This window comes from Arthrobacter sp. P4_F10, from assembly GCF_056401435.1.
This window is the reverse complement of sequence record NZ_JBFUJJ010000003.1, coordinates 87,694-109,180: the sequence shown is the minus strand read 5'-3', so window position 1 is coordinate 109,180 and position 21,487 is coordinate 87,694. Positions and strand designations below refer to the sequence as shown.

Sequence of the window (21,487 nt, the reverse complement as noted above, 5' to 3'; positions counted from 1 at the left end):
CTCCCTTGATTGGAGTGAGGATGGGTCGAGTTAGATATCGGTGCGCTGGCGTGTTTCAAGTTCGGTGATGGTGACGGATCCTTCTCCGGCGAAGATGCCGATCCGGCCCTCGGACAGGTCATAGAGCCTCGTGCTGAGGGACACCTGCCGGTCCAGGACGGCGACACAGAGGTCTCCGTCCACGACCACTTCGAGTACGTGTTCGCCGGGGCTGAGGTCACAGGGGCGTTCCAACTCGATGTCGTACGGAACGTCGCCCGAGACATGCCATTGTGCATCGCCGGTGATTTCCCGGGGCCACCGGTCAAACACCATGCGGCCGCGCTTTGGTTCCAAACGGAGAACGTAGGACCGGTCTCCGTCGGCACTGGAGCGGAGCAGCAGGCCGCATTCTGTGGTGCCGGGTGCGATCTGCAGAACCGCCTTGGCGTAGAACTGCGGAGGCAGGACCTCTTCGGACACAACGGCTGCGAAGCCGTCCGGAACAGTGAGCGTCGCGGGAAGGTCCCGGTCGAAGGACACCGGAACCTCGTCCCAGAAGCTCTCCACCAGTTCGTCGGCGAAGGAGAACGCCAGGGTGCCGTCGGGGTTCCGGTGTGCTTCCAGGACGGACATGGTGCCCGCCCACTGCCATGCGCCGTCGTCGGAGTTGTCTTCCTTGCTGGCGATCCAGCCGAAGAAGAAGCGGCGCCCGTCCCGTTCGGCCGTCTTGGAGGCATAAAAGGCGCGCCCGTCGATGCTGTCCAGGTCCGGCACCGTCCAGGGGCCGTCGGGGCTTTTGGCCATCCGGTAGCGGGTTGTGAACGACTCGGAGAACTCTGAGTAGACCATGTACCACCAGTCGCCCCAGGAGAAGACGTCCGGGCATTCATGGGTGATGTAGCGGCGCGGATCCCAGAACGGCTCGGTGTGCTGCCAGGTCATCAGGTCACTGGACACGCACTGGGCTATGACCCCGCGGCGGCGTTCCGGCCCGTCGGAGTGCCGTGCCGCCAGCAGCATCCGCCACTGGCCTGCGGCCTCGTCCCGGAAAACGAAAGGGTCGCGCCAGTCGCCTGACTCGTAGCCGGCCGGGGCGCCGAACGTCAGTTCCGGGTGCTTGACCCAGGTCGTCATGCCGTCCGTGCTCGTGGCGTGCATGACGAGCTGCAGCGGCGCTCCGTCGGAGCCGAGGTTCCGGGGGTTCTGCCCCGTATAGAACAGGTGGTGGATGCCTGACTCGTCGCACACGATGCTTCCCGTGTACGCGTTGAAGTCCAGGTCGGTTTCACTTCCGTGCTGGAGGGAAACGCCCTGGTCTTCGAACTGGGTGAGGTCTTTGGTGGTGACCAGGTTCCAGGACGTCCCGGGCTTGGGGTCGGTGCGGACCTCGTGAAGGTAGAAGAGCCAGAACTCGCCGTCCTTCTCGAAGGGGATGAGATCTCCGACCCAACCGTCGGCGGGCTGGAAGAATACTGAGCGTTTCATCGGCGCTGATGTCCATTCTGCTTAAGCGTTTGATCAAAATCAAAGATAGCCTGATGCAAGACTTTGATCAAGCGTTTTAGCAATTTAACGTGGACGCAATCTTCGGCCCCTACTCTGAATTGGTGGGGGTTGGCCCTGCTGGCAGGGGAATGAGGGGTCATGACGGAAGAACAAGCAGCCGGCATCGTGCGAGATCTGAGGGATCTCACCGCGGGCGATGCAATTGAAGCCTGGCACGACGGACGACGCTACCACCGCGGCAAGGTGCTTCAGACAGTGCCGTCTATGGGCATGTTCTGGATCCTGGACAGCGGCAGCGGAACCCGGAAGCTCGTTGAGTTCGAGGCCATGATCGTCCGGCTTATCGAACAAGAACGCTGAAACAAGCCAGGCCCGAAAAATAAGAGAGGGCCGGATCTTGGGTTAGGGGAAAAGGGGCCGGCACCTTCAAAGATCTCAGCCTAGGTCCAGGCATCGGGGGAGAGCAGCCGCACGGCACCTTCGGCGGCCGCGAGACTCACGCGCTGACCCCCAGGGTCGGGTACACGCGGGCCGTGAGCGGCTTGCCGTTGGCGAAAATCTCGACGGCGGATCGATCCAAAAGGACGCGCAGGTGCACCCGGCCGTCGGGCATGCGGACGGGGCCCAGTTTGTCCTCCATATCCACGGTGGGGTCGAGGCTGCTGCGGGTTTGGTCGAGACGAAGGGTGCCATGGCCAGCGGTTCCGGGGCCTTCAAGCGTGCGGCCAAGTTCAATGACCGTTTCCTCGTTGTCGTCCGCGGAAGTTAGTACGCCGAGGCGCAGCGCAGCACCGAGGCGCGTTGGACGCGCGGCCTGGAATTGCCATGGGAGCCTACTCCCGCGTCGAGGTGAAACATTTAGCCGATAACCGACGTTTCGTCGAGGCTCGCCGGCTTGTCGGCAGAGGCGAACCGGCCACGCAGCCAGGGACATGGGAAGGTCACGGGCGACGCTCTACGGAAGAATTCATGAACTCGGAGCCCGAGGATAGCTGGCGAAGATAAAGCTGGACTGGCAGGGCTGCGGCTTTCGAAAAGCACTGGTTGTGCCCGGATTTGTCGCCTTCAAGCCGGTTGCGTCGGCGACGGCAACGCGGCGCGTACCCGGGGGACCGGCCACGAAGGCGGCCCAATGCAGCGGAAGCTGGGGAATCAGATCGTATTGCCCCGTGAGGACGTCATCGATCGATGTTTGACCTGCAATGTATTGAGCATCATCTGTTCCTTTCGCTTCTCCTTTCCTTGGCATGCCTTGACCCTATGAGCACGGCGCGCGGCCTACGTCCCGGACACGCGGGCACGGCACATATACGACCGATCGCAGACGCAGCTCATCGTGGCCTCTCCTCGTTGAGGGAGCGCGGATCTGCGAGGATTATCCAGTGAGCATGAGGGGAATCGAGAACCTGGCCGGGCCGGACTGGGTCCTGGAGCTGCGCGTGGGCCTGGTTGACAGTGACCCGGAGATCTGGCGTCGGTTGGAGGTTCTGGGCTCCATGCCGCTGGGGCTGGTTCACGAGGTGCTGCAGGTGGCGTTTGGCTGGGAAGATGCTCATCTGCATCGGTTTGTCGACAGCGATCCTTTCGCGCCGCTGCGGCCGGTCAACGGCGAAGTTCCCGAGTCCCTGCAGTGGCTCCCGGCACAGTGGTGCGAGGAAGAGACCGACCTGGACGAGGACGGCTGTTCGCTGGATCAGCTTCTTGCGCGTGGATCGGGGGAGGCCTTCTATGAGTACGACTTTGGCGACAGCTGGCTCCACCGGATCGAACTGGTTTCCCGCCGGCCGGCTGACCGGGACGCCCCGCCGGCGCAACTGATTGACGGTGCCCGGCGCGGCCCGTTGGAGGACTGCGGCGGTTTTCCCGGTTATGAGGAGATTCTGGATGCCCTGGCCGACCGGACGCGCCCGGATCACGCCGAGTACTCGGCCTGGGCCGCGGAAATGGCGGGCACTGACGGGCCCTTCGACCCGGATTCCCTGAGTATCGCGGACGTCAACCGGGACATCGCCAGCCGTTTTGCAGCCATGGCAGCCGCACCCCCTGAGTAGGTCCGGGGACAGTTGCTTCTATCCCCGAAGATATTGGCGAAGCCCTGGGATGGCGAAGTCAACTTTCCCGTAGCCGGCGGATTCGATCAGGCCGGCGGCGATGAGCCGGTTCCGGTATTTTGAGACCACGTTGGGTTTGGACTTGATGAGGTTTCCGATCTGGGCAGCTGCGGACGGGCCGTCCTGCTGGGCCATGGCATCGAGGAACTCGCGGTCCTTCTCTGAGATGTCCGAGAGTGCGGACTCGACGACGACCAGGGTGTTCCGTCGCTGGGCGGCCGCGATGGCGGTGCGGACATTGTCCTGATCCAGGGTCCAGCCGGCCTTGTCCGCCGCCATCCAGAGGTAGTAGCCAACGAGCTGGATCAGGAAAGGGTAACCCTCGGTGGCTTCCGCCGCTTCGCTGATCAGCTCGGGGGAGACGTCGATGCCTCCCTCGCTGAAAAGCTCAAGGTAGGAGGCGGTGACTTCGGCGGTGGCTGCTTCGTGAAGGTTGATCCTGTCGGCCCGCCGCAGGAACGTGGCCACGCCTTCGTTGAGCAGATCGGACACGGCCGAGGGGAGGCCGGCGAAGATCAGGMCGATGGGCAGTCCGTCGCGGATGAAGTGCTGCACGTCGGCAGCCAGTTGGGAGATTTCGGTCCGGTCCACGGCGTGGATTTCGTCAATCGTGATGACCAGGCCCGTCCCCTTGGCCTCCAACAGCCGCAGGAGTTCCTCTCCGGTCCGGCGCCAGTCCGGAACGCGGTCCTGGGGCAGCTGGGTGGTCAGTCCGAACCCGGCGGCGGAGAAGGCGGTGATCTTTCGCGTCGGCGGGCCGTCCCCGAGCTCGTCAACCAGGCGCAGCATGTCGTCACCGATTCTGGCCAGAAACCCGGGGTTGGCTGTCCGGGAGATCACGGCCCAGCCGTGGTTCCTGGCGATCGATTCCGCTGCGCTGAGCATCACGGTCTTGCCGATGCCCCTGGACCCGGTAATGATCGTAAGGAGCCCCGGGGCGCCCGGCCCCTGCTGCAGCCCGTATTCGAACTCGTCCAGGAGACCTGCCCGGCCGACCAGATCCGGCGGGGTCGCCCCGGCGGTCGGCTTGAAGGGGTTTTGCACCGTTGCCTCCAATGCACGTGGTTGTGGGGTGAAAGATGGTGAAACCGGTGAAAGTGGTGAAACTCCGGCCAGCCTACCAGCCCGGGCCTCATCCATGATCTTCAACCGGCCTGGATCAGCCGCCGGCCCCGACGTCACCTCGGCGGGCAGCGGTAAACCTTGGTGGACGGACCTGCCGCTGGTGCCCTAACGGCCGGAATAGGCGTTAGCGGATACTGTCTGGCAGGCATGGGGTGCATGCGCCCAATTCACACACGAACCCGCTATTCCCACCATTTTCGAGGACCGCGGCGTGGGGCCCGATGCAATCTACCTCCCGGACCATCCAAACCGGCAAGGGCCGCAGAACGGCCGTCAACCGCCAGGACCGGGCGCCTCGGCGCCCGGCGCTTCCACCTGAGCGGATTGGGGGGGCGGGGAGTGCGCACGAGGCTGGTGAGATGTAGACTGAAAGGAGCGCAATTTGTCCTTACATTCTGACAACTTTACATAACGTCGGTTATCGGCCTTCGGTAATGGGTGGGGAGTTGCCGCGGAAGGGCTGTCCCTGGCATCGCCTCACGTGTCATGCGTTTCTCAGCGACCGTTTGCGTCGGCAGCAAGCCTCGGATTCAACGCTTCTTGCCCCCAACACCCGGCACGGACGCGACTTGTTTCATCCACGCCGCGATTTGGCGTTCGTCGATATCGTCCACGGATTCGAGCTCCACACCCCGCGTCGACTTGCCCATCCCCACCGGCGTCACCGGCGGTACAGGCTCGAGCGCAACGCCATTCACAAACATGAGCTTGACATGGCCGGCAAAGCCGCCGCAGCTGAAGCACCACCCGTCGCCGACGCCGTAGTACGACATGCCCCACTTCACCGAGCGCCGGAGGTCGGGCAGCGTCTTCGCCGCCAGCGCATCGACCGTTTCGGCGATGCCGCGCTGCGGCTGTGGCAGGCTGGCGATATATGCGAAGACCGGCTTGTCGCCGACAGCCGCTTTCGCGGGGCTTGCCCTGGTCGAAGAGTGAACCCCGATTCGCAGTCTTTAAGCCTCCGGCACCCGCAGCACCCCAACAGCGGCCACCAGATACGGCAACGGATCCGGGTCCGTTCCGGCGGCCCATTGCATCCAGGCCTCGAACGTCGCGCCGATCAGCGCGGCGCACAGATAGCCGGCAATGTCCTCGGGGACGCCGGCCGAAACCAGGTACGCCCTGGCCCGCTCGCGCTGCGGCGCCAGGGACTCATAGCTCCGGCTGGCCAGCTCGGGGTGTTCGGCGATCAGCCGCAGACGGCCACGCGTGACCGCCAAATCCGGAAGCACGGCAACCCCGGCGACAGCCACCTCGCGCAGCCGCGCCAGGACGCCGCCGTCGGAAGCCCCGCCGGCAGCGCGGGCTGACTCCAGCACCCGCCCCGACGCCTCAATCACCGGCTCCATGCCGCCCCAGACGAGCTCGGCCTTGCTGGAGAAGTAGCGGTACAAGCTCTTGCGCCCGATCCCGGCCTCGCGGGCGATGTCCTCCATGGAGGTCTGCTGGTAGCCGCGCTCGGCGAACAGCCGCAGCGCGATGGCGGCCACGGCGTCGGGATCAATCGTCACCGGCCGCCCGGTGGGGCGCGGAACGGTGGTGGTCACAGCATCCGAAGGCATCCCACCAGTATTCACCCTTACATAATGACACAGAGTGTCATAAGCTGGGCGGCATCACCGTCAGCAACGTCTGGAAGGACATCATGGGCAACGAAGCTACATGGCAGGAAGTCGCCACCACCGGCCGGTTCGCCGGCAAGACCGTCATCGTCACCGGGGCCGCCTCGGGCATCGGCCAGGCCACCGCCCTGCGGATCGCCAAGGAAGGCGGCCGCGTCATCGCCGCCGACATCAGTAAGGAACGCCTGGACGACCTGGTGGCCGAGAACGCCGGCCTGGACCTGGTCCCCGTGGCCGGCGACATCTCCACCGAGGAGACCGTGGCCGCCGTCGTCGCTGCCGCCGGCGGACGCATCGACGCGCTGGCGAACGTCGCCGGCATCATGGACAACTTCGCCCCCATCCACGAGGTGGACGACGACCTCTGGGACCGCGTCTTCCGCATCAACGTCACCGCCCTCATGCGCCTGACCCGCGCCGTGGTCCCGCTGATGCTCGACGCCGGCACCGGCTCCGTGGTCAACGTCGCCTCCGAGGCCGGCCTGCGCGGATCAGCCGCCGGCGCCGCCTACACCGCGTCCAAGCACGCCGTCGTCGGCCTGACCAAGAACTCGGCCGTGATGTACGGGCCGAAGGGTCTGCGCTTCAACGCCGTGGCCCCCGGCCCCACCATCACCAACATCGTGGCCAACTGGGGATCCCAGCTCGCGGCCGAACGCCTCGGCCCGCTGATGCAGGCCACCGTCCCCACGCCCGCCACCGCCGCGCAGCTCGCCGCGTCCATCACCTTCCTGCTCAGCGACGACGGCACCAACATCAACGGCGCCATCCTCGCCTCCGACGGCGGCTGGTCGGCACTGTAGGGCAGCGGCACCGAACGCAAGCGGACGACGGAAGGACGTGCCGTCGTCGTCCGCTTGTGTCGCTCGTTCACCTGGTCGTCGCCGCAACACCGTGGCAGTCACAGACCCCGTGTCGGTCACCAGGGACCGTTCGACGCTGACCTCGTTCGGCCCCGTCCGCTGTTGGGGTCTTGAACTATATTCGGACAAGGGAAAGGATCGGGCTGCAGTGCAGGCACAAAGGAAGGCGGATTTCTGAATGGCTGAAATGCCGCCGGCCACGGTGGAAGTGAGTAACGCGGTGGTCCAGCGCCTCGTCCGGGACCAGCGGCCCGACCTTGGCGATTGTCCGATAGCGCTGGTTGCGAACGGCTGGGACAACGCGACCTTCCGGCTCGGTGACGGCCTGGCCGTCAGGTTGCCGCGCAGGGCGGAGGCTGTTTCGCTGATACTTCATGAGCAGCGCTACCTTCCCGATATAGCTCGCCGCTCCCCGGTTGCGGTTCCTGTCCCAGTCCATGCCGGCAGGCCGACGTCGGACTTTCCATGGCCGTGGAGCATCGTGCGGTGGGTCCCCGGAGCCGCTGCGGCCGACGTCGGCCCGGCAGGCCGCGGGCCGGCGGCTAAAGGCCTGGCCGATTTTCTGCTGTCCCTTCACGTGCCCGCCGAAACCGGCGTCCCGGTCAACCCTTTCCGAGGTGTGCCGCTGACGGACCGTGACGCTGTGCTGGTGGAACGGCTCGGGGACCACGAACGCTACCCCCAGGCGGCAGCGCTGAAAGCAGTGTGGGCGCAGGCCCGTGCCGCCAAAGCCTGGGATGGTCCGGCGATGATGCTCCACGGTGACCTCCACCCTGGCAACATCCTGCTGGCAGACGACGGCTCCCTGGCCGGCATCATCGATTTCGGCGACGTCGGGGCAGGGGACCCGGCTGTCGATCTTGYGGTGGGGTGGCTGATGTTCGACGCCGGCACTCGCCACCGCTTCAGGGGCGCCTTTGGCTCCGCAGTGGAAGGGGACACCTGGATGAGGGCCCGCGGTTGGGCCCTTATCCTGTCCACCGCCATGCTGAGCAACTCCGACGACAATCCGCGGATGTTCAGCGTAGGAAAGTTCGGGATCAGGCAGATCCTGGATGACGGACTTCGCCTGCAACTCTGACGCCGGCGTTAAATGTCAGTGGCTCCTGCCATGCTGTGGGTATGGAAGGCAGAGCAGCTGCGGAGACGTTGGAGGCCATGGAGGCTTCCCTTGCCAGGTTGGCTGCATTTGCCGGTCGCGGAGCCGGGAACGCGGACTCGACTGGCGCTGACCCTCTTCGGGACGAAGCGGACGCGTGCCTGGACGGTATGGCTGAGGTGGGCAGCATGGAAGCCAGGCTGGCCGCGCTGAAAGTGCACTTCGCCGCCGGATATGCCCGCGCTGCCGTCGCCATGGCGGCCCCAGCCGTTTCCCCGCAGGAGCGCACCGCCCAGGAAATGGCGGTGACAGCAGAGGTGGCCTGTGTCCTGACCGTGAGTGAAAGATCGGCGGCGGCGCTCTTGGCGGAGTCAGCCACCCTGACCACTGTGTTGCCCCTGACGCTGTCTGCGCTGCAGGCAGGGAGCATTTCATGGCAACACGCGCGGGTGATGTGTGATGAAACGTCCGGTCTGGACCCCGCTGCGGCGGCTGCTTTGGAGGCTCATTTCCTGGACGTTGAAGCTCCCTTTGCCGCGCGTGGCTGCCCGGCGGGGGAGCTGGTGCCGGGCAGATTCCGGGTCAAAGCGCGCAGATGGCGTGAGCTGCACCATCCCGTGAGCATCGAAACGCGCCACCGCAAGGGCGTGGAGGACCGTCGGCTGGAAGATGTGCCGGACCGGGACGGCATGGCCTGGCTCTCGGCATATCTGACTGCGGATGTGGCGGTGGCTGCATGGTCCCGTGCCACGGAAGCGGCGCGTGCCCTGCAGGAGCCGGATGAATCCCGGACCCTGACCCAGCTCCGTGCGGACGTCGCCGCTGACTGGCTGCTGGCGGGGGTGGCGGAAGGAACTCCGTCACCCAAGGCGCGGGTCCTGGTGACCGTGCCGGTGCTGTCTCTTTTGGGCGCCGTGACTGAACCGGCCACGCTGGACGGGTATGGTCCCGTGCCGCCGAGCATCGCCCGCCGGCTTGTGGGGGATGGCGCCGGATCGTTCCTGCGTGTGCTGACCGATCCGCGCAACGGAGCGCCGCTGGAGATCGGACGGACCAGCTACCGGGTTCCGAAGGCGATGCGCCAATGGTTGCGGCTTCGGGACGGCCGGTGCCCTTTTCCAGGCTGTAATAACCATTCCCTGGATAACGAAGCGGATCATCTGTTGGCTTGGTCCGAGGGAGGCGGCACAGGGGTCACCAACCTGGGCCAGCCATGCCGGCGGCACCACCGACTCAGACACACCACAGCGTGGAGGCCGGTTGACGCGACCCGGGACCAGCCACCCGGCTGGATCTCACCTGCGGGACGCTCCTATCCAAGCGAACAACAAGACTGGGAGCCGCCACGCTGGCCACAGCTCCTCGGCCACGCGGGTGAAGGCCGGGAGTTGGAACCGCCCGACCGGCTCGACGTACTTGCCGGCGCCGTCGGACAGACCGGGCCGCCGTTACCCGTGGATCCCTTTCCTGACTGGGCGCTGTTCATCGCGGCGTAGGATCGGCGCTCCATGTTCCTGCCCGTTGCCGCCGCCCTCCCTCCACCAGGCTCCCTGGCCTGGCACCCTCCGCCGAGCCTGGGAAACTTTTGGCGGTTATGAGCTAACTTAGGTACAAAACAGGCGGAATGGTTGCTACTCTGGATTCTGCACCTAGAGAGAGTGAGCAATGATGCTTCTCGAAAGAGACCTCATCCAGTCCGTCGGCTTCCGCAACGTAACGGACGGCGGACGTGTAACCGGCTTTCAGTTCCGGGTCCGGATGCCTTCCTACCGGGGCATGGCCGCGTCCCTCATCGATGGCATCGCCGTTCGCGTTGGCGGCATCGTCGACGTCGGACCTGACGTTCCGCTGTGGACCTTCGGCGGGCGGACCTACACCCTGCGGCAGCTCTGGGAAAGTGATGGCGTGCGCTGGCCCCTTGAGGAAGCGGCAGTGGTCACCGTTCCCCTCGACGGCGGCCTGCCGCAGGGCGTCCACGAGCTCTCCATCGAGCTGCGGCTGCGGATGTCCTACATACCAGTCGAGCACCAGCCCACCGTGCACCGGACCAGCCGCAAGGTGACGCTCGCGCCGGAAGGCGGCGAAGGTACCTTCCGCTACGGCGTTTCCCTCTACAGCTTTATGGGCGATTACGGCACGGTGATGGACCTTGAGGCGGCGCTGGCCGCCGTCGCTGACGTGGGCGCCACCGGCGTCGAGATCCTCGGCGAGGGCCACGTTCCCAACTATCCGGAACCGTCGCCGGCCTGGATCGATAACTGGTTCGGCCTGCTGGAGAAGTATTCGCTGGTGCCGACGAACTACGGTTCCTGGATAGACACCCGTCTTCACCCGGGCCGCACCATGACGGTCGCGGAGGGTGCGGAGGCCCTGCAGCGGGACCTGCGGCTTGCCAACCAATTGGGTTTCGGCTTCGTCCGCCCCAAGATCGGCGTGGTGTCCAGCGATCTGGTCCCAGACCCCATCTGGACCGAGTCCGTGGAACGCTCCCTTGATCTGGCCCACGAGCTGGGGATCATCATCTGCCCCGAGATCCACTCCCCGACGCCCATCAAGCACCCCGTCGTCGAGGACTACATCGGACTCATCGAACGGACCGGAACCAAGAACTTCGGCCTGCTCATCGACACCGGAATCTTCCAAGACCGGCCCATCCCGCTGCGCGCAGGTGAGACCCGCGAGACCCGGCCCGCCTTCCTCGACGGCATCGGCGTCGACCCCGCCGACTTCGCCGATATCGCCCAGTACGTGGTGTTCGTGCAGGCGAAGTTCCACGACATCAACGAGCAGCTGGAAGACCAGCAGATTCCCTGGCTGCCCGTCCTCAAGGCCCTCAAGGAATCCGGCTACACCGGTTATCTCTCCAGTGAATATGAAGGCGAACGCACGCCGTGGCGCGCCATTGAGCAAGTGCGGCGCCAACACGCCCTGATCCGCCGCATCACCGGCGAACTTACCTGACCCATCCCATTTCCCAGTAAAGAGAACAACAATGCCAAACGGACTTCTTGACGATGCAAGCCTCCGCACCCACCCCGACGGTCTCGCGCTTGCCCTGACTCTGCCGTGGTACCGGAGTCTGTGGCTCTCCTCGGTCTCCAGCCTGCGGCTCACCGTCGACGGCCAGGATATCCCCGCCGAGAACTTGTCCCTGGAACTGGGCGGTGTCCGCTATGCGCTCCCGGACCTGCCCGCTCAAAGCGAAACGCTCTGGTACCTCCAGGAACATCCCTTGCTTATCGCCAAAACGGAGAGCCCTGTTGCCTTGGGCGAGCAGCACACCGTCCGGCTCATCGGTGAGCTGCGCCTGCCGTACATGCAGATTGCTCCCGGCCAGGACGGCGGTCCCGGCATGTACGTTCCCAACTTCGTGAACCAGGCGCTGGAGCTGACTGTCACGGACAGGGCTGCGGCGGCACCGGACTTGACGACGGTGGTCACGCCGCCCCCACCGAAAGCGGAGGACGATCCGTTCTCGCTGGGGCTCACCCTGTACTCGGCAAGTGCCGAATTCCGGGCCGGCTGGTACGACTTCGACGGTCTGCTGAACCGCGTGGCCGAGCTGGGCATCGGCCCCGGGATCGAGATTGTGGCGTCGCAGGTCCTGCCTACCTATCCCAACGTGACTGACGACTTCGTGCGCTCGTGGCAGGAGGCCTTCGACAAACACGGCTTCACCGCCAGCTCCTTCGGCGCCAATCTGGACATGGGACGCCGCCGTGACCGCGACATGACCCCGGACGAGGAGTACGAGTTCACGCAGACACTCTTCCACGGCGCCAAGAAGCTCGGTTTCCCGCTCGTCCGCATCCAGAGCGCGAAGCCGGAGCTGCTTCGCCGGCTGCTGCCGCTCGCCGAGGACCTCGAACTCAAACTTGCCTACGAGATCCATGCACCGCTGGGACCCAACTCGCCCGAGATCATGAAGGTTCGCGACGTCTACGCCGAGCTTGATTCACCGCTGTTGGGCTTCGTGGCTGACTTCTCCTCAACCATGCACAGCATGTCTCCCACGCTCCTGCGCGCGGTTCGCCGTGCCGGGCTGGACGATGAAGCGGTGGAAAGGCTGCAGGCTATCTGGGGCACTGAGGCGCCGATGCGGGTGCGGCAGGAGGAGTTCATTGCGTACCTGCGGGGACGTGACTTCGATCCTGCCCGGCTTGGGTCCTTCGCACACCTGGCGTTCAACATGCACGGCCACGTCAACCCGAAGGAGTGGGCTGACATCATGCCGCAAATCATGCACGTCCACGCGAAGTTCTACGACATTGATGAGCAGGGCAACGAGCCGGCCATCGACTATCCGGAACTGGTCCGCGTATTCGTCGAAGGTGGCTACCGCGGTTACTGGTCCAGCGAATGGGAAGGCCATGCCTTCGCTGAGCTCGGTGAGGTGGATCCGCTGCTGCTGGTGCGGAAGCAGCATGACCTTGTCCGCAAGAGCATGCGGACGGCGCTGGCATCAGCCTGACCTGAAAGACCGACGTCCCATAGCCTCGATGCCCGTCCGTTTTAGCCGGCCGGGCATCGAGGCATTTAAGGGGCTCCCTTGGTTGCGGCGGCTGCCACGATGTCAGCAGCCTCTTTGAAGAGGCCCCGCATCCACTCATGCTCGGAGTCGCGGTTGTGCACGGGGTGCCACCACAATGCATTAACCAGCGGCGTGGCATCGAAGGGCAGCGGCAGGATCCGAATCCCGCCCACGCGCAGAGCGAACGGCACCAGGGCCGCCTGGATGAGCGCGATCCGGTTGGTCCCAACCACAAAGTGCGGCAAGGACTGGAAACTTTCAACAACCACGTCCACGCGTGGCTCAACGCCCAACTGCTGGATCTGCCGTTCCGCCGATGTTGAGGCTGAGCGCGTCTGATAGGTCATCACCCAGGGAAGTTCAGCGATGTTTTCCATGGTGATTTGCTCGCCGACGGCTTCATTGGACGTGGAGACCATGGCCACCCACCCGTCCCTCCACAGGTCCAGGTAGGGCAGCCCGGTGAGGAATCCATGGGGAATCACCATGCCGTCCACCGATCGAAGGCGGTTGGCTGCATCCTCCACCACCATCGGATTGTGGAGCATAAACCGGAACCGGACTCCTGGGGCGCGCTCGGCTGCAAGCTCGGAAGCAACCCGGCCAATGGTAGTGAAGCCGTAATCCGAGCCGTAGATGGAGAACTCGCGCTCGGATTCTGTGGGCTCCCAGGTGGCCTGGCTTTCGAAGACGCGGCGGGCGGCCTCCAGCGCGGTGGTGGTGTGCTCCGCGAGCCGGAGGGCGAAGGGGGTGAGCTCATAAGCATTACCGCGGCGGGCCAGGATCGGGTCCCCAAAGTGGGATCGGAGCCGGGCGAGCGAGGCGCTGAGCGCCGGCTGGCTGAGGTGGAGCCGCTCGGCCGCCCTAGTAACGCTTCGCTCGGTAATGAGGGCATCCAGCGAGATCAGCAGGTTGAGGTCGAGACGGGAAAGCAGGACATGTTTCGTCACGGCGCAGCGATCCTTTGGAAGTGGAACCGTTTCAAGTGAGTTTATCAGCGGGATCTATAACATAGGCGAAGTCATCAGGCATCTGGATAGACCTTCCGCGGACCTCCGTTGGACTTATGTCCGTCATAGCGAATACTTATGTGTGTTTTAGGCACATCTCCTGCATACTTGTGAGTGACCGGGGTCACGACACCCGGATTTTGGACAATGAAGTCAGAAAGGCTGGACATGACACAGCACCGTCGCTATTCGGGCCTGAAGGTCGGCGCCCTCGCCGTCCCCACCGTCGCAGCACTCATTCTTACCGGTTGCTCGGCCTCCACCGGCAGCAGCTCCTCTTCGGGTGGTTCCCAGGAATTTTCACTGTCCTTCGCGACGTCCAACACCATCGAGAGCCCCTTCCAGGTGTTGGCAGAAAATTACATGAAGTCACACCCGAACGTGAAAATCACCTTCAATCCTCAGCCGAACGACTCCTACGACCAGACCCTGCGCACACAGCTCCAGGCCGGAAACGCCTCAGACGTCGTAGTGACCTCACCCGGCTCCGGCACCGGCCGCAGCATCCTGCCGCTCGTCCAGGCAGGTTTCCTTGAACCGCTTGACGATGCCGCGAAGCAACTGCTCCCCGAAGGAAGCGCCAGCACCTTTGGATCCGACGGCAAGGTGTACGGCCAGGCCACGGAAATCACGATCTCTGCCTTGGTGAGTAATGAGACGGCAGCTGATGCAGCCGGTGGCTTCCCCGCCGACTTTTCTTCCCTCCAGCAGCAGTGCAAGGCTCTGGAGTCCTCCGGTAAATCCCTCTTTGCCCTTGCCGGATCAGCCCCTCCCAACACGGGGCTGATGGCGATGTCCCTGGCAGCCTCGCGCGTCTACGCGGAAGACCCGAAATGGAACGATAAGCGCGCCGCCAAGGAAACCACCTTCGCCGGCTCGGACGGTTGGAAGTCAGCCCTCGAAGCGGTTAGTACCTTGAAGGACGCGGGCTGCTTCCAAAAAGGTGCTGCCGGAGGCGGCTTCGACGCCATCACCAAGGGGCTTGCCAGCGGGACGTCCTTGAGCGGCTTCATCCCGGCCCCAAGCTGGAAGCAGCTGCAGTCCGCCGCTGGGGGCTCCCAGTTCGCCGTACGGCCGTTCCCGGCGGAACAGGGCTCAGGTCAGAGCTACGTATTTGCCAGCGCAAACTACGCCTTTTCCATCAACGCAGCCTCCAAGAACAAGGACGCTGCCAAGGCCTTCCTCGACTGGGCCGCCCAGCCTGAGCAGACCAAGGCCTTTGCAGAAATCGACGGTGCCCTGCCGGTCAGCGGACTCGACAAGTACGATTTCGACGGCGGCGCCTACAAGAACGTCGGCGTCCTGATCAAGGACGGCAAGTACGGCCCCCTGCCCAACATCCAGTGGCCGAATTCCGCCGTCTACGACGCACTGGCCACGGGGGTCCAGGGCATCATCACCGGCCAGAAGAGCCCCGACCAGGTCCTGCAGGCCATGGACGCGGCCTGGGAACAGTAGCAGTTCTTCACCATCAACGTTCCGACGACTCAAAGGGACAAGCAAGGAATACCAATGACTGCGACGATGCAACCGAAAAGCGAAGCAGCTGAAGCACCCCGGCGAGGCAAGCGTACGCCGGGGACGGGTGAGAACACCCGTCCCCGGCGTGGGCCCATGCAGTTCGGACACTGGTGGTGGGCGCTGCCCGGGATCGCCCTGGTGTTTGCCATCCACTACGTGGCAACCGGTATCGGCGGATTCTTCGCCTTTACCAACTGGACGGGCATCGGCTCGTTCAAAATCACGGGCTGGGCAAACTTTGAGGCCATCTTCAAGGACCCCACGAAACTCGGAGCCCTCTCCAATACCCTCTTTCTGGCCTCTGGCTCGGTTCTCCTGGGCAACATCGCCGGGCTGGTCATTGCGCTGGGCCTGAACCGCGTCCTCAAGACGCGCTACATCCTCCGGACCCTCTTCTTCATGCCGGTGGTGCTCAGCCCGCTAGCCACGGCCTACATCTGGAAATATATCTTCGACTTCGACGGTCCGCTCAATGCTTTTCTTACGGCAATAGGCGCCGGCGACCAAGCCAAGCCGTGGCTGGCCGACCCGCAGTGGGCCATCTGGACCGTCCTGGTGGTGCTGGTCTGGTCTTCCACCGGCTTTGCCATGGTGATTTTTATGGCCGGCCTGGCAGGTGTCCCCGTGGAAGTGGAGGAGGCGGCGGCCATTGACGGCGCCAACCTGTGGCAGCGGTTCCGCAACGTTACCCTGCCCGCCATCCGCCCCGCCGTCGCCATCGCCACCACGCTGGGAATCGTCCAGGGGCTGCGCGTCTTCGATCCCATCATGGCGCTCACCGGCGGCGGACCGGCCGGAGCGACGGAAACGCTGGCCACGCTGGTTTACAAGCAGGCCTTTGCGCTCGGGAACTTCGGGGGCGGTGCCGCCCTGGCCCTGGTGCTCGCCGCTATCATCCTGATCTTCGCCGTTCTCCAGCAGCGGCTGACGCGTTCGAACCCTGAGGACTAAGCCATGTTCCGCTACACCAAACTCACCCTGCTCCGCGAAGTTGGCCTGTGGGCGCTCGCCCTGCTGTTCCTCGCGCCGTTCTACTTCCTGGTGACAACTGCCCTGAAACCGGACAACGAGTTGTTCACCACCTCGGCCCTGGCTCCGCCAACAAGCCCCGACTTCAGCAACTTTGTCGACGTCCTCACCGCCACCGGCAACTCCAACGTGGTGATGGGCCTGGTCAACAGTGCCATCATCACTGCGGGCAGCATCGTGGGGCTCATCGCACTCGGTTCCATCACCGGATACGTCATCTCCCGCAGCACCCGACGCTGGAGCAAGGGCGCGTATTACCTCTTCCTGATCGCCATCATCCTCCCCGGCCAGCTCGGCGCCGTCCCTCTCTACATGGGTGCACGGGCCCTTGGACTCACCGGATCCGCTTGGGGCCTGATCATCCTGTACACGGGCATGCTCCTGCCGTTGTCGATCTTCCTCTACGCAAACTTCTTCCGCGGCCTCGGCACGGACTACGAAGAAGCGGCCACCATCGACGGCGCCAGCAAATCCCAGATTTTCTCCAAGGTGGTGTTCCCCATGATGGCCCCAGCCACGGGAACGGTCACCATCTTCGCCGGGCTCATCGTGTGGAACGACTTCTTCACGTCGCTGATCTTCCTGGGCGGCTCCGCCAACCAGACACTGCCGGTGGCCATGTACTACTACATCGGTTCCCTGGTCTCCCAGTGGAACTCGATCTTCGCGATAGTGATCGTCTCCATGATTCCCATCCTGGCGCTGTTCCTGTTCGCACAGAAGCGGTTCATCCAGGGCTTCTCCGGCGGCCTGAAGGGCTGACCCGCGATGGTGGACAACCCCGCAGCGTTCGAGCGCTTCGTGGAGATCTTCTACACCCAAAAACGGGTGCGTGAAGCCTTCGACTTCCTTGTGGCCGGCGACTACCGGCAGCACAACCCGACCATTCCTGACGGGCCTGAGGCGGCAGTAAGAATGCTGACGCCGAAGTTCGACGGATCGCCAGACTCCCGGTTCGAGGTTCAGCGCATCCTGGTGGACGGTGACCTGGCGTTGGTGCATGTACGCGCTTCAGGTCCCGGGCGACCCGACGCCGCCGTCGCAGACATTTACCGCTTCGAAAACGGGCGGATTGTTGAGCATTGGGACGTGCTTCAGCCGGTTCCTGAGCATCCGGTCCACGACCACCCCATGTTTTAGACCACTATTTCAATTCTCTAGGAGACATCCATGTTCCAACTTTCGCCCAATATCGACCTTTTGTTCGCCGAAGCAGGCGAAAGTGCTGCTGACCGGGTTCGCGCGGCGGCAGCGGCCGGCTTCGACGCCGTCGAAATGTGGGGCCCGACGGGCAAAGACATTCCGGCCCTGAAGGACGCACTCGAGGAAACCGGAGTCCAGCTCACCTCCCAACTGGCGGAACCGCGCATGCAGTTCATGATCCCGCCCCGCAACCACGATGCTTTCTACACCGGTCTGGACGCCGGCGTCGAAGTTGCCCAGCAGCTCGGCTGCCCCCGGATGGTAGTGGGCAGCGGTACCGGATTCGGTGGGCGCAAGCGGCAGGACCAGCTGGACGAACTGATCGAGATCTTTACCAAGGGCACAGCGCACATCGAGGGTTCGGGCATCACGCTGGTCCTCGAGCCGGTGAACGTCAGGGTTGACCACCCGGGAGCCCTCCTGGACCGGACCTCGGAAGCCGTCTACATCGCCCAGGGCGTCAACTCGCCCAACTTCGGCGTTCTCTACGACCTCTACCACTCCACGGTCGAGGGCGAGGATGTGGCGGCCGAGCTCGCCAATGCCGGCGACCTCATTAAGTACGTGCAGATCGCCGACGCTCCGGGGCGCGGGGAGCCCGGTTCCGGTTCCATCGACTGGCGCGCCCGGCTCACGGACCTGAGGAACAGCGGCTACGCCGGCCCCATCGGGCTTGAGTACTACCCGACCATCGACTCGGCGAAGTCCGTCCGGCGCATCCAGGAACTGGTGGCGGGACGGTGAGCGGGAACCGGTATCCCGCTGCGGTCGACGTCGCCATCGTCGGCAGCGGCCCCACGGCATCGGCGTACGCACGGATCCTCAGCGAGGAAGCCCCTGGCGCCACCATCGCCATGTTCGAGGTGGGCCCCACAGTCAGCAATCCACCCGGGGCGCACGTCAAGAACATTGAGGATCCTGAACGCCGAAGCCTCGCGCAGCGGGCATCGGAAGGCCCCGGTGCAGGTGCCGAGACGGTGAACTCACCCGGCGCGGTCAAAAGCGGGGAGCGAAGGGCCAGGCCCGGAACCTACCTGCTGCAGGACGGCTACGCCTTCCCCGGCGAGGACGGGATGCCCGTTGCCGCCATGTCCAGCAACGTGGGCGGCATGGCCGCCCACTGGACCGCTGCCTGCCCCCGCCCGGGCGGCAAAGAGCGCATTCCGTTCCTGCCGGACCTTGAAGAGCTTCTTGACGACGCCGACCGACTGCTGGGGGTGACCACCCGCGCCTTTGACGGGGCCCCGTTCTCCGACCTCGTCCGCGAACGTCTTTCAGCCACGGTGGATCAGGGTCGGGACCCTGCCCATCGCGTCCAGCCCATGCCGCTCGCCGTACACCGGCGGGAGGACGGCGGCCTGGTCTGGTCAGGTTCCGACGTGGTTATGGGGGATGTGACCCGGGAAAATCCGCAGTTTGAACTTTATGATGAGTCGCTGGTGACGCGCGTGCTCCTGGAGGATGGCGCTGCTGCCGGCATCGAAGTCCAGGACCGCCGCAGCGGCGAAACCCATCAGGTGGCCGCCCGCTACGTTGTGGTGGGTGCGGATGCCCTGCGCACGCCGCAGCTGCTGTGGGCTTCCGGGATCCGGCCCGACGCCTTGGGCCGCTACCTCAACGACCAGGCGCAGGTGGTGTTCGCGAGCAGGCTGCGCGATGTCACGGCTCCGCAGGGCCGGGCAGCCGCCAACGGCGCGCTCAGTGAGCAGAGCGGAGTTGCCTGGGTTCCCTACACGGACGAGGCGCCCTTCCACGGCCAGATCATGCAACTGGATGCGTCACCTGTTCCCTTGGCCGATGATGACCCCGTTGTCCCGGGCTCTATCGTGGGGCTTGGCCTGTTCTGCGCCAAGGATCTGCAGCGAGAGGACCGGGTGGTGTTCGAGGACGGCACCCGCGACTCGTACGGGATGCCCGCCATGCGCATCCACTACCGCCTCACCGGGCGGGACCATGAGGTACTGGACCGCGCCAAGCAGGAAATTGTCCGCCTGGGCAAGGCTGTAGGCGAACCACTCGACGAGCGTCCGTTCGTCATGCCGCCCGGCGCATCGCTTCACTACCAGGGCACGACCAGGATGGGTGCAAGGGACGACGGCGAGAGCGTGTGTTCGCCCGACAGCCAGGTGTGGCAGGTCCCCGGCCTCTTCGTGGCTGGCAACGGCGTCATTCCCACCGCAACGGCATGCAATCCCACGCTGACGGCCGTCGCCCTCGCCGTGCGCGGGGCCCGGAAACTCACAGAAGAACTCAACAGCTCTTTACTTATGTCTGAATCAGACAATAGACTGACTAAATAATGAATAAGTGGCGCGATGCCGCTGCTATTTCGTTCAATCACAGGCAAGGCATGCCGCAGACAAGGAGGTCTCGATGATCGCCGACCGCATAATCGAGCAGGGAACACTGATCACCCAGGACGGCCGTACCGCCGTCGAAGTCCGCATCCCCTGGTACCGGGCCCTGCCGGGTTCCTGCATCGCTGGAGCTGCATTGACAGTGGACGGCGTCAGCGCCCCCGAGGGCTCACTGCGCTGGACCATGAACAACCGCACTTTCAGCTTCGAGGAACTCGTGGACGAGACCGGCGAATGGTGGTTCCCGCTGGACTCGGCAGTCCTTTCGGGCGACCTTCCCGTCCCGGACAGCCGGACCGAGCACGAGGTCAGGGTGGACCTGAAGCTCTACATCCCCTACATCATCACCGACCACGGCGTGCTGCACATCGAAGAGCACGACACCAAGACCATGAAGGTGGCACAGCGATGACCAGCCTCGGCACGCCGATCCAGGGCGTCACCCTTTACAGCTTCACCCGGGCCTTCCACGCCCGGCAGTACGACCTCGATGGCCTCATCCGCAAAGTGGCGGCCGAAGGCTTCGGCCCAGGGCTCGAAGTCATCGGATTCTCCAGCCTGCGCGGCTTCCCGGACCGGATCGATGACAACTTCGTTGGCCGGTTCCGTGATCTTGTGGCCGAGGTTGACCTGGTCCCCACCTCCCTCGCAGTCAACGTTGACACCGGTATTCGCCGCGACCGGCTCATGAACCATGACGAGCTTGTCGAATACATGCGCAAGCAGATCGAAGTAGCCGCCAGGCTCGGCTTCCCGATCGCCCGGGTGCAGATCTCGCTGACTCCGGACGCCATGGAAAGCCTGCTGCCCGTGGCCGAGAAGTACGGCGTCACCCTGGCCCTCGAAGTCCACGCGGACCAGCACGGCGCCCACGAACGTGTCCTGGCCCTTCGCGACCGCTACGAGAAACTCAATTCCCCCTTGCTCGGCTTCACCGCCGACTGGGGTGCCACCGTTACCGGCTTTGCGCCCTCCCTGCTGGAGGCCTACCGCCGCCGTGGTGCTTCGGAGGAACTTCTCGGACAGGTGGTTGACCTGTGGAATGGTTTCCACGCCGACGGACCGCCAAACACGCAAAAGGTTCACGGCGAACGCTTCGGTGCCTTCATCGGCCTGGCGGCCCGGAACGGCCGGCCCGATCTTGGCATTGACTTCGCCATCAACGGAACAGGGCTTTTCGGTCCTGCACCGCTGGACACCTGGTTGGAGATCATGCCTTGGGTCCGCCACGTGCATGGCAAGTTCTTCGGCATCGACGAGACCGGCGAAGAGCCCTCAGTACCGGTCCGGGGCCTTGTCCGGCAACTGGTTGAGAACGGCTACACCGGCGCAATCTCCAGCGAATACGAAGGCTGGCACTGGAACAACTGGCAGGATCCGTTCGACATCATCCGCGGCGAGCAGGCCGTCCAGCGCTCAGCGGCCGCCAACGCCGGTTCGGCCATGATCACCGACGCTTCAGAAGCCCGCCGCATCCTCAATAGCCATCTCGCCCAGCCCGTCCGCGGCTGACAACGAAGGAACCAGA

21 protein-coding genes are annotated in these 21,487 nt (G+C 64.5%); 15 read left to right on the top strand and 6 right to left on the bottom strand.

Annotated features, from left to right (window positions below; translation table 11 throughout):
• Window positions 1-30: 30 nt before the first annotated feature.
• A complete protein-coding gene (locus tag AC1DR1_RS05390) occupies window positions 31-1,467 on the bottom strand; it encodes a glycoside hydrolase family protein (protein ID WP_229992088.1) in 1,437 nt (478 codons plus the stop codon).
• A 159-nt stretch (window positions 1,468-1,626) separates the two neighbouring features.
• Between AC1DR1_RS05390 and AC1DR1_RS05385 the strand changes: the two genes are divergently transcribed.
• A complete protein-coding gene (locus tag AC1DR1_RS05385; RefSeq protein ID WP_476992283.1) occupies window positions 1,627-1,848 on the top strand; it encodes a hypothetical protein in 222 nt (73 codons plus the stop codon).
• 136 nt (window positions 1,849-1,984) lie between these two features.
• Here the strand turns inward: AC1DR1_RS05385 and AC1DR1_RS05380 are convergent, their stop codons facing one another.
• On the bottom strand, window positions 1,985-2,422 hold the full coding sequence (locus tag AC1DR1_RS05380; protein ID WP_476992282.1) for a GH32 C-terminal domain-containing protein: 438 nt from the start codon (window positions 2,420-2,422) through the stop codon (window positions 1,985-1,987).
• A gap of 454 nt (window positions 2,423-2,876) precedes the next feature.
• On the opposite strand from AC1DR1_RS05380, the gene AC1DR1_RS05375 reads away from it, so the two are divergent.
• Complete coding sequence (locus tag AC1DR1_RS05375; RefSeq protein WP_229992111.1) at window positions 2,877-3,539, top strand: plasmid pRiA4b ORF-3 family protein; 663 nt, start codon at window positions 2,877-2,879, stop codon at window positions 3,537-3,539.
• An 18-nt stretch (window positions 3,540-3,557) separates the two neighbouring features.
• On the opposite strand, the gene AC1DR1_RS05370 is transcribed toward AC1DR1_RS05375, so the two are convergent.
• The 3 genes from AC1DR1_RS05370 to AC1DR1_RS05360 form a co-directional block, all read right to left on the bottom strand.
• On the bottom strand, window positions 3,558-4,643 hold the full coding sequence (locus tag AC1DR1_RS05370) for an AAA family ATPase (RefSeq protein ID WP_476992281.1): 1,086 nt from the start codon (window positions 4,641-4,643) through the stop codon (window positions 3,558-3,560).
• A 611-nt stretch (window positions 4,644-5,254) separates the two neighbouring features.
• Window positions 5,255-5,566 carry a DUF1801 domain-containing protein gene (locus tag AC1DR1_RS05365; protein ID WP_290369304.1) on the bottom strand — a complete coding sequence of 104 codons (312 nt, stop codon included), beginning with the start codon at window positions 5,564-5,566 and terminating at the stop codon, window positions 5,255-5,257.
• A gap of 111 nt (window positions 5,567-5,677) precedes the next feature.
• Window positions 5,678-6,286 carry a TetR family transcriptional regulator gene (locus AC1DR1_RS05360; protein ID WP_364744318.1) on the bottom strand — a complete coding sequence of 203 codons (609 nt, stop codon included), beginning with the start codon at window positions 6,284-6,286 and terminating at the stop codon, window positions 5,678-5,680.
• A gap of 83 nt (window positions 6,287-6,369) precedes the next feature.
• Here AC1DR1_RS05360 and AC1DR1_RS05355 point away from each other — a divergent pair, with 83 nt between their 5' ends.
• The 5 genes from AC1DR1_RS05355 (at window position 6,370) to AC1DR1_RS05335 (ending at window position 12,779) form a co-directional block, all read left to right on the top strand.
• Window positions 6,370-7,149 carry an SDR family NAD(P)-dependent oxidoreductase gene (locus AC1DR1_RS05355; protein ID WP_229992084.1) on the top strand — a complete coding sequence of 260 codons (780 nt, stop codon included), beginning with the start codon at window positions 6,370-6,372 and terminating at the stop codon, window positions 7,147-7,149.
• Between the two features lie 238 nt (window positions 7,150-7,387).
• Window positions 7,388-8,290, top strand: a complete 903-nt coding sequence (locus tag AC1DR1_RS05350; protein WP_476992280.1) for an aminoglycoside phosphotransferase family protein — start codon at window positions 7,388-7,390, stop codon at window positions 8,288-8,290.
• 41 nt (window positions 8,291-8,331) lie between these two features.
• Window positions 8,332-9,804, top strand: coding sequence for an HNH endonuclease signature motif containing protein (locus tag AC1DR1_RS05345; RefSeq protein WP_414645469.1), 1,473 nt, complete (start codon window positions 8,332-8,334; stop codon window positions 9,802-9,804).
• Between the two features lie 172 nt (window positions 9,805-9,976).
• A complete protein-coding gene (locus AC1DR1_RS05340; RefSeq protein ID WP_476992328.1) occupies window positions 9,977-11,269 on the top strand; it encodes a C-glycoside deglycosidase beta subunit domain-containing protein in 1,293 nt (430 codons plus the stop codon).
• Between the two features lie 31 nt (window positions 11,270-11,300).
• Window positions 11,301-12,779: a C-glycoside deglycosidase beta subunit domain-containing protein gene (locus tag AC1DR1_RS05335; RefSeq protein ID WP_364744327.1), complete on the top strand. Its 1,479-nt coding sequence runs from the start codon at window positions 11,301-11,303 to the stop codon at window positions 12,777-12,779.
• A 65-nt stretch (window positions 12,780-12,844) separates the two neighbouring features.
• On the opposite strand, the gene AC1DR1_RS05330 is transcribed toward AC1DR1_RS05335, so the two are convergent.
• Complete coding sequence (locus tag AC1DR1_RS05330; RefSeq protein ID WP_476992279.1) at window positions 12,845-13,789, bottom strand: LysR family transcriptional regulator; 945 nt, start codon at window positions 13,787-13,789, stop codon at window positions 12,845-12,847.
• A 228-nt stretch (window positions 13,790-14,017) separates the two neighbouring features.
• On the opposite strand from AC1DR1_RS05330, the gene AC1DR1_RS05325 reads away from it, so the two are divergent.
• The 8 genes from AC1DR1_RS05325 to AC1DR1_RS05290 all read left to right on the top strand — a co-directional run bounded on the left by AC1DR1_RS05325 (window position 14,018) and on the right by AC1DR1_RS05290 (window position 21,471).
• Window positions 14,018-15,307, top strand: a complete 1,290-nt coding sequence (locus AC1DR1_RS05325; RefSeq protein WP_364744329.1) for an ABC transporter substrate-binding protein — start codon at window positions 14,018-14,020, stop codon at window positions 15,305-15,307.
• A gap of 54 nt (window positions 15,308-15,361) precedes the next feature.
• The gene (locus tag AC1DR1_RS05320) at window positions 15,362-16,321 is read left to right on the top strand and encodes a carbohydrate ABC transporter permease (protein ID WP_414645470.1); all 960 of its coding nucleotides are present in this window, start codon (window positions 15,362-15,364) and stop codon (window positions 16,319-16,321) included.
• A gap of 3 nt (window positions 16,322-16,324) precedes the next feature.
• A complete protein-coding gene (locus tag AC1DR1_RS05315) occupies window positions 16,325-17,161 on the top strand; it encodes a carbohydrate ABC transporter permease (protein ID WP_229992078.1) in 837 nt (278 codons plus the stop codon).
• Between the two features lie 6 nt (window positions 17,162-17,167).
• The gene (locus AC1DR1_RS05310) at window positions 17,168-17,539 is read left to right on the top strand and encodes a nuclear transport factor 2 family protein (protein ID WP_476992278.1); all 372 of its coding nucleotides are present in this window, start codon (window positions 17,168-17,170) and stop codon (window positions 17,537-17,539) included.
• 30 nt (window positions 17,540-17,569) lie between these two features.
• Window positions 17,570-18,346 (top strand): TIM barrel protein, encoded by a 777-nt coding sequence (locus AC1DR1_RS05305; RefSeq protein ID WP_476967054.1) that lies wholly within the window; start codon window positions 17,570-17,572, stop codon window positions 18,344-18,346.
• Entirely contained in the window at window positions 18,343-19,902 is a 1,560-nt protein-coding gene (locus tag AC1DR1_RS05300) for a GMC oxidoreductase (protein WP_476992277.1), read from the top strand. Before AC1DR1_RS05305 ends, AC1DR1_RS05300 begins: the two co-directional genes overlap by 4 nt.
• Before the next feature lie 73 nt (window positions 19,903-19,975).
• Complete coding sequence (locus tag AC1DR1_RS05295) at window positions 19,976-20,371, top strand: C-glycoside deglycosidase beta subunit domain-containing protein (RefSeq protein WP_028275817.1); 396 nt, start codon at window positions 19,976-19,978, stop codon at window positions 20,369-20,371.
• Window positions 20,368-21,471: a sugar phosphate isomerase/epimerase family protein gene (locus tag AC1DR1_RS05290; protein WP_476992276.1), complete on the top strand. Its 1,104-nt coding sequence runs from the start codon at window positions 20,368-20,370 to the stop codon at window positions 21,469-21,471. Before AC1DR1_RS05295 ends, AC1DR1_RS05290 begins: the two co-directional genes overlap by 4 nt.
• Window positions 21,472-21,487 lie beyond the last annotated feature (16 nt).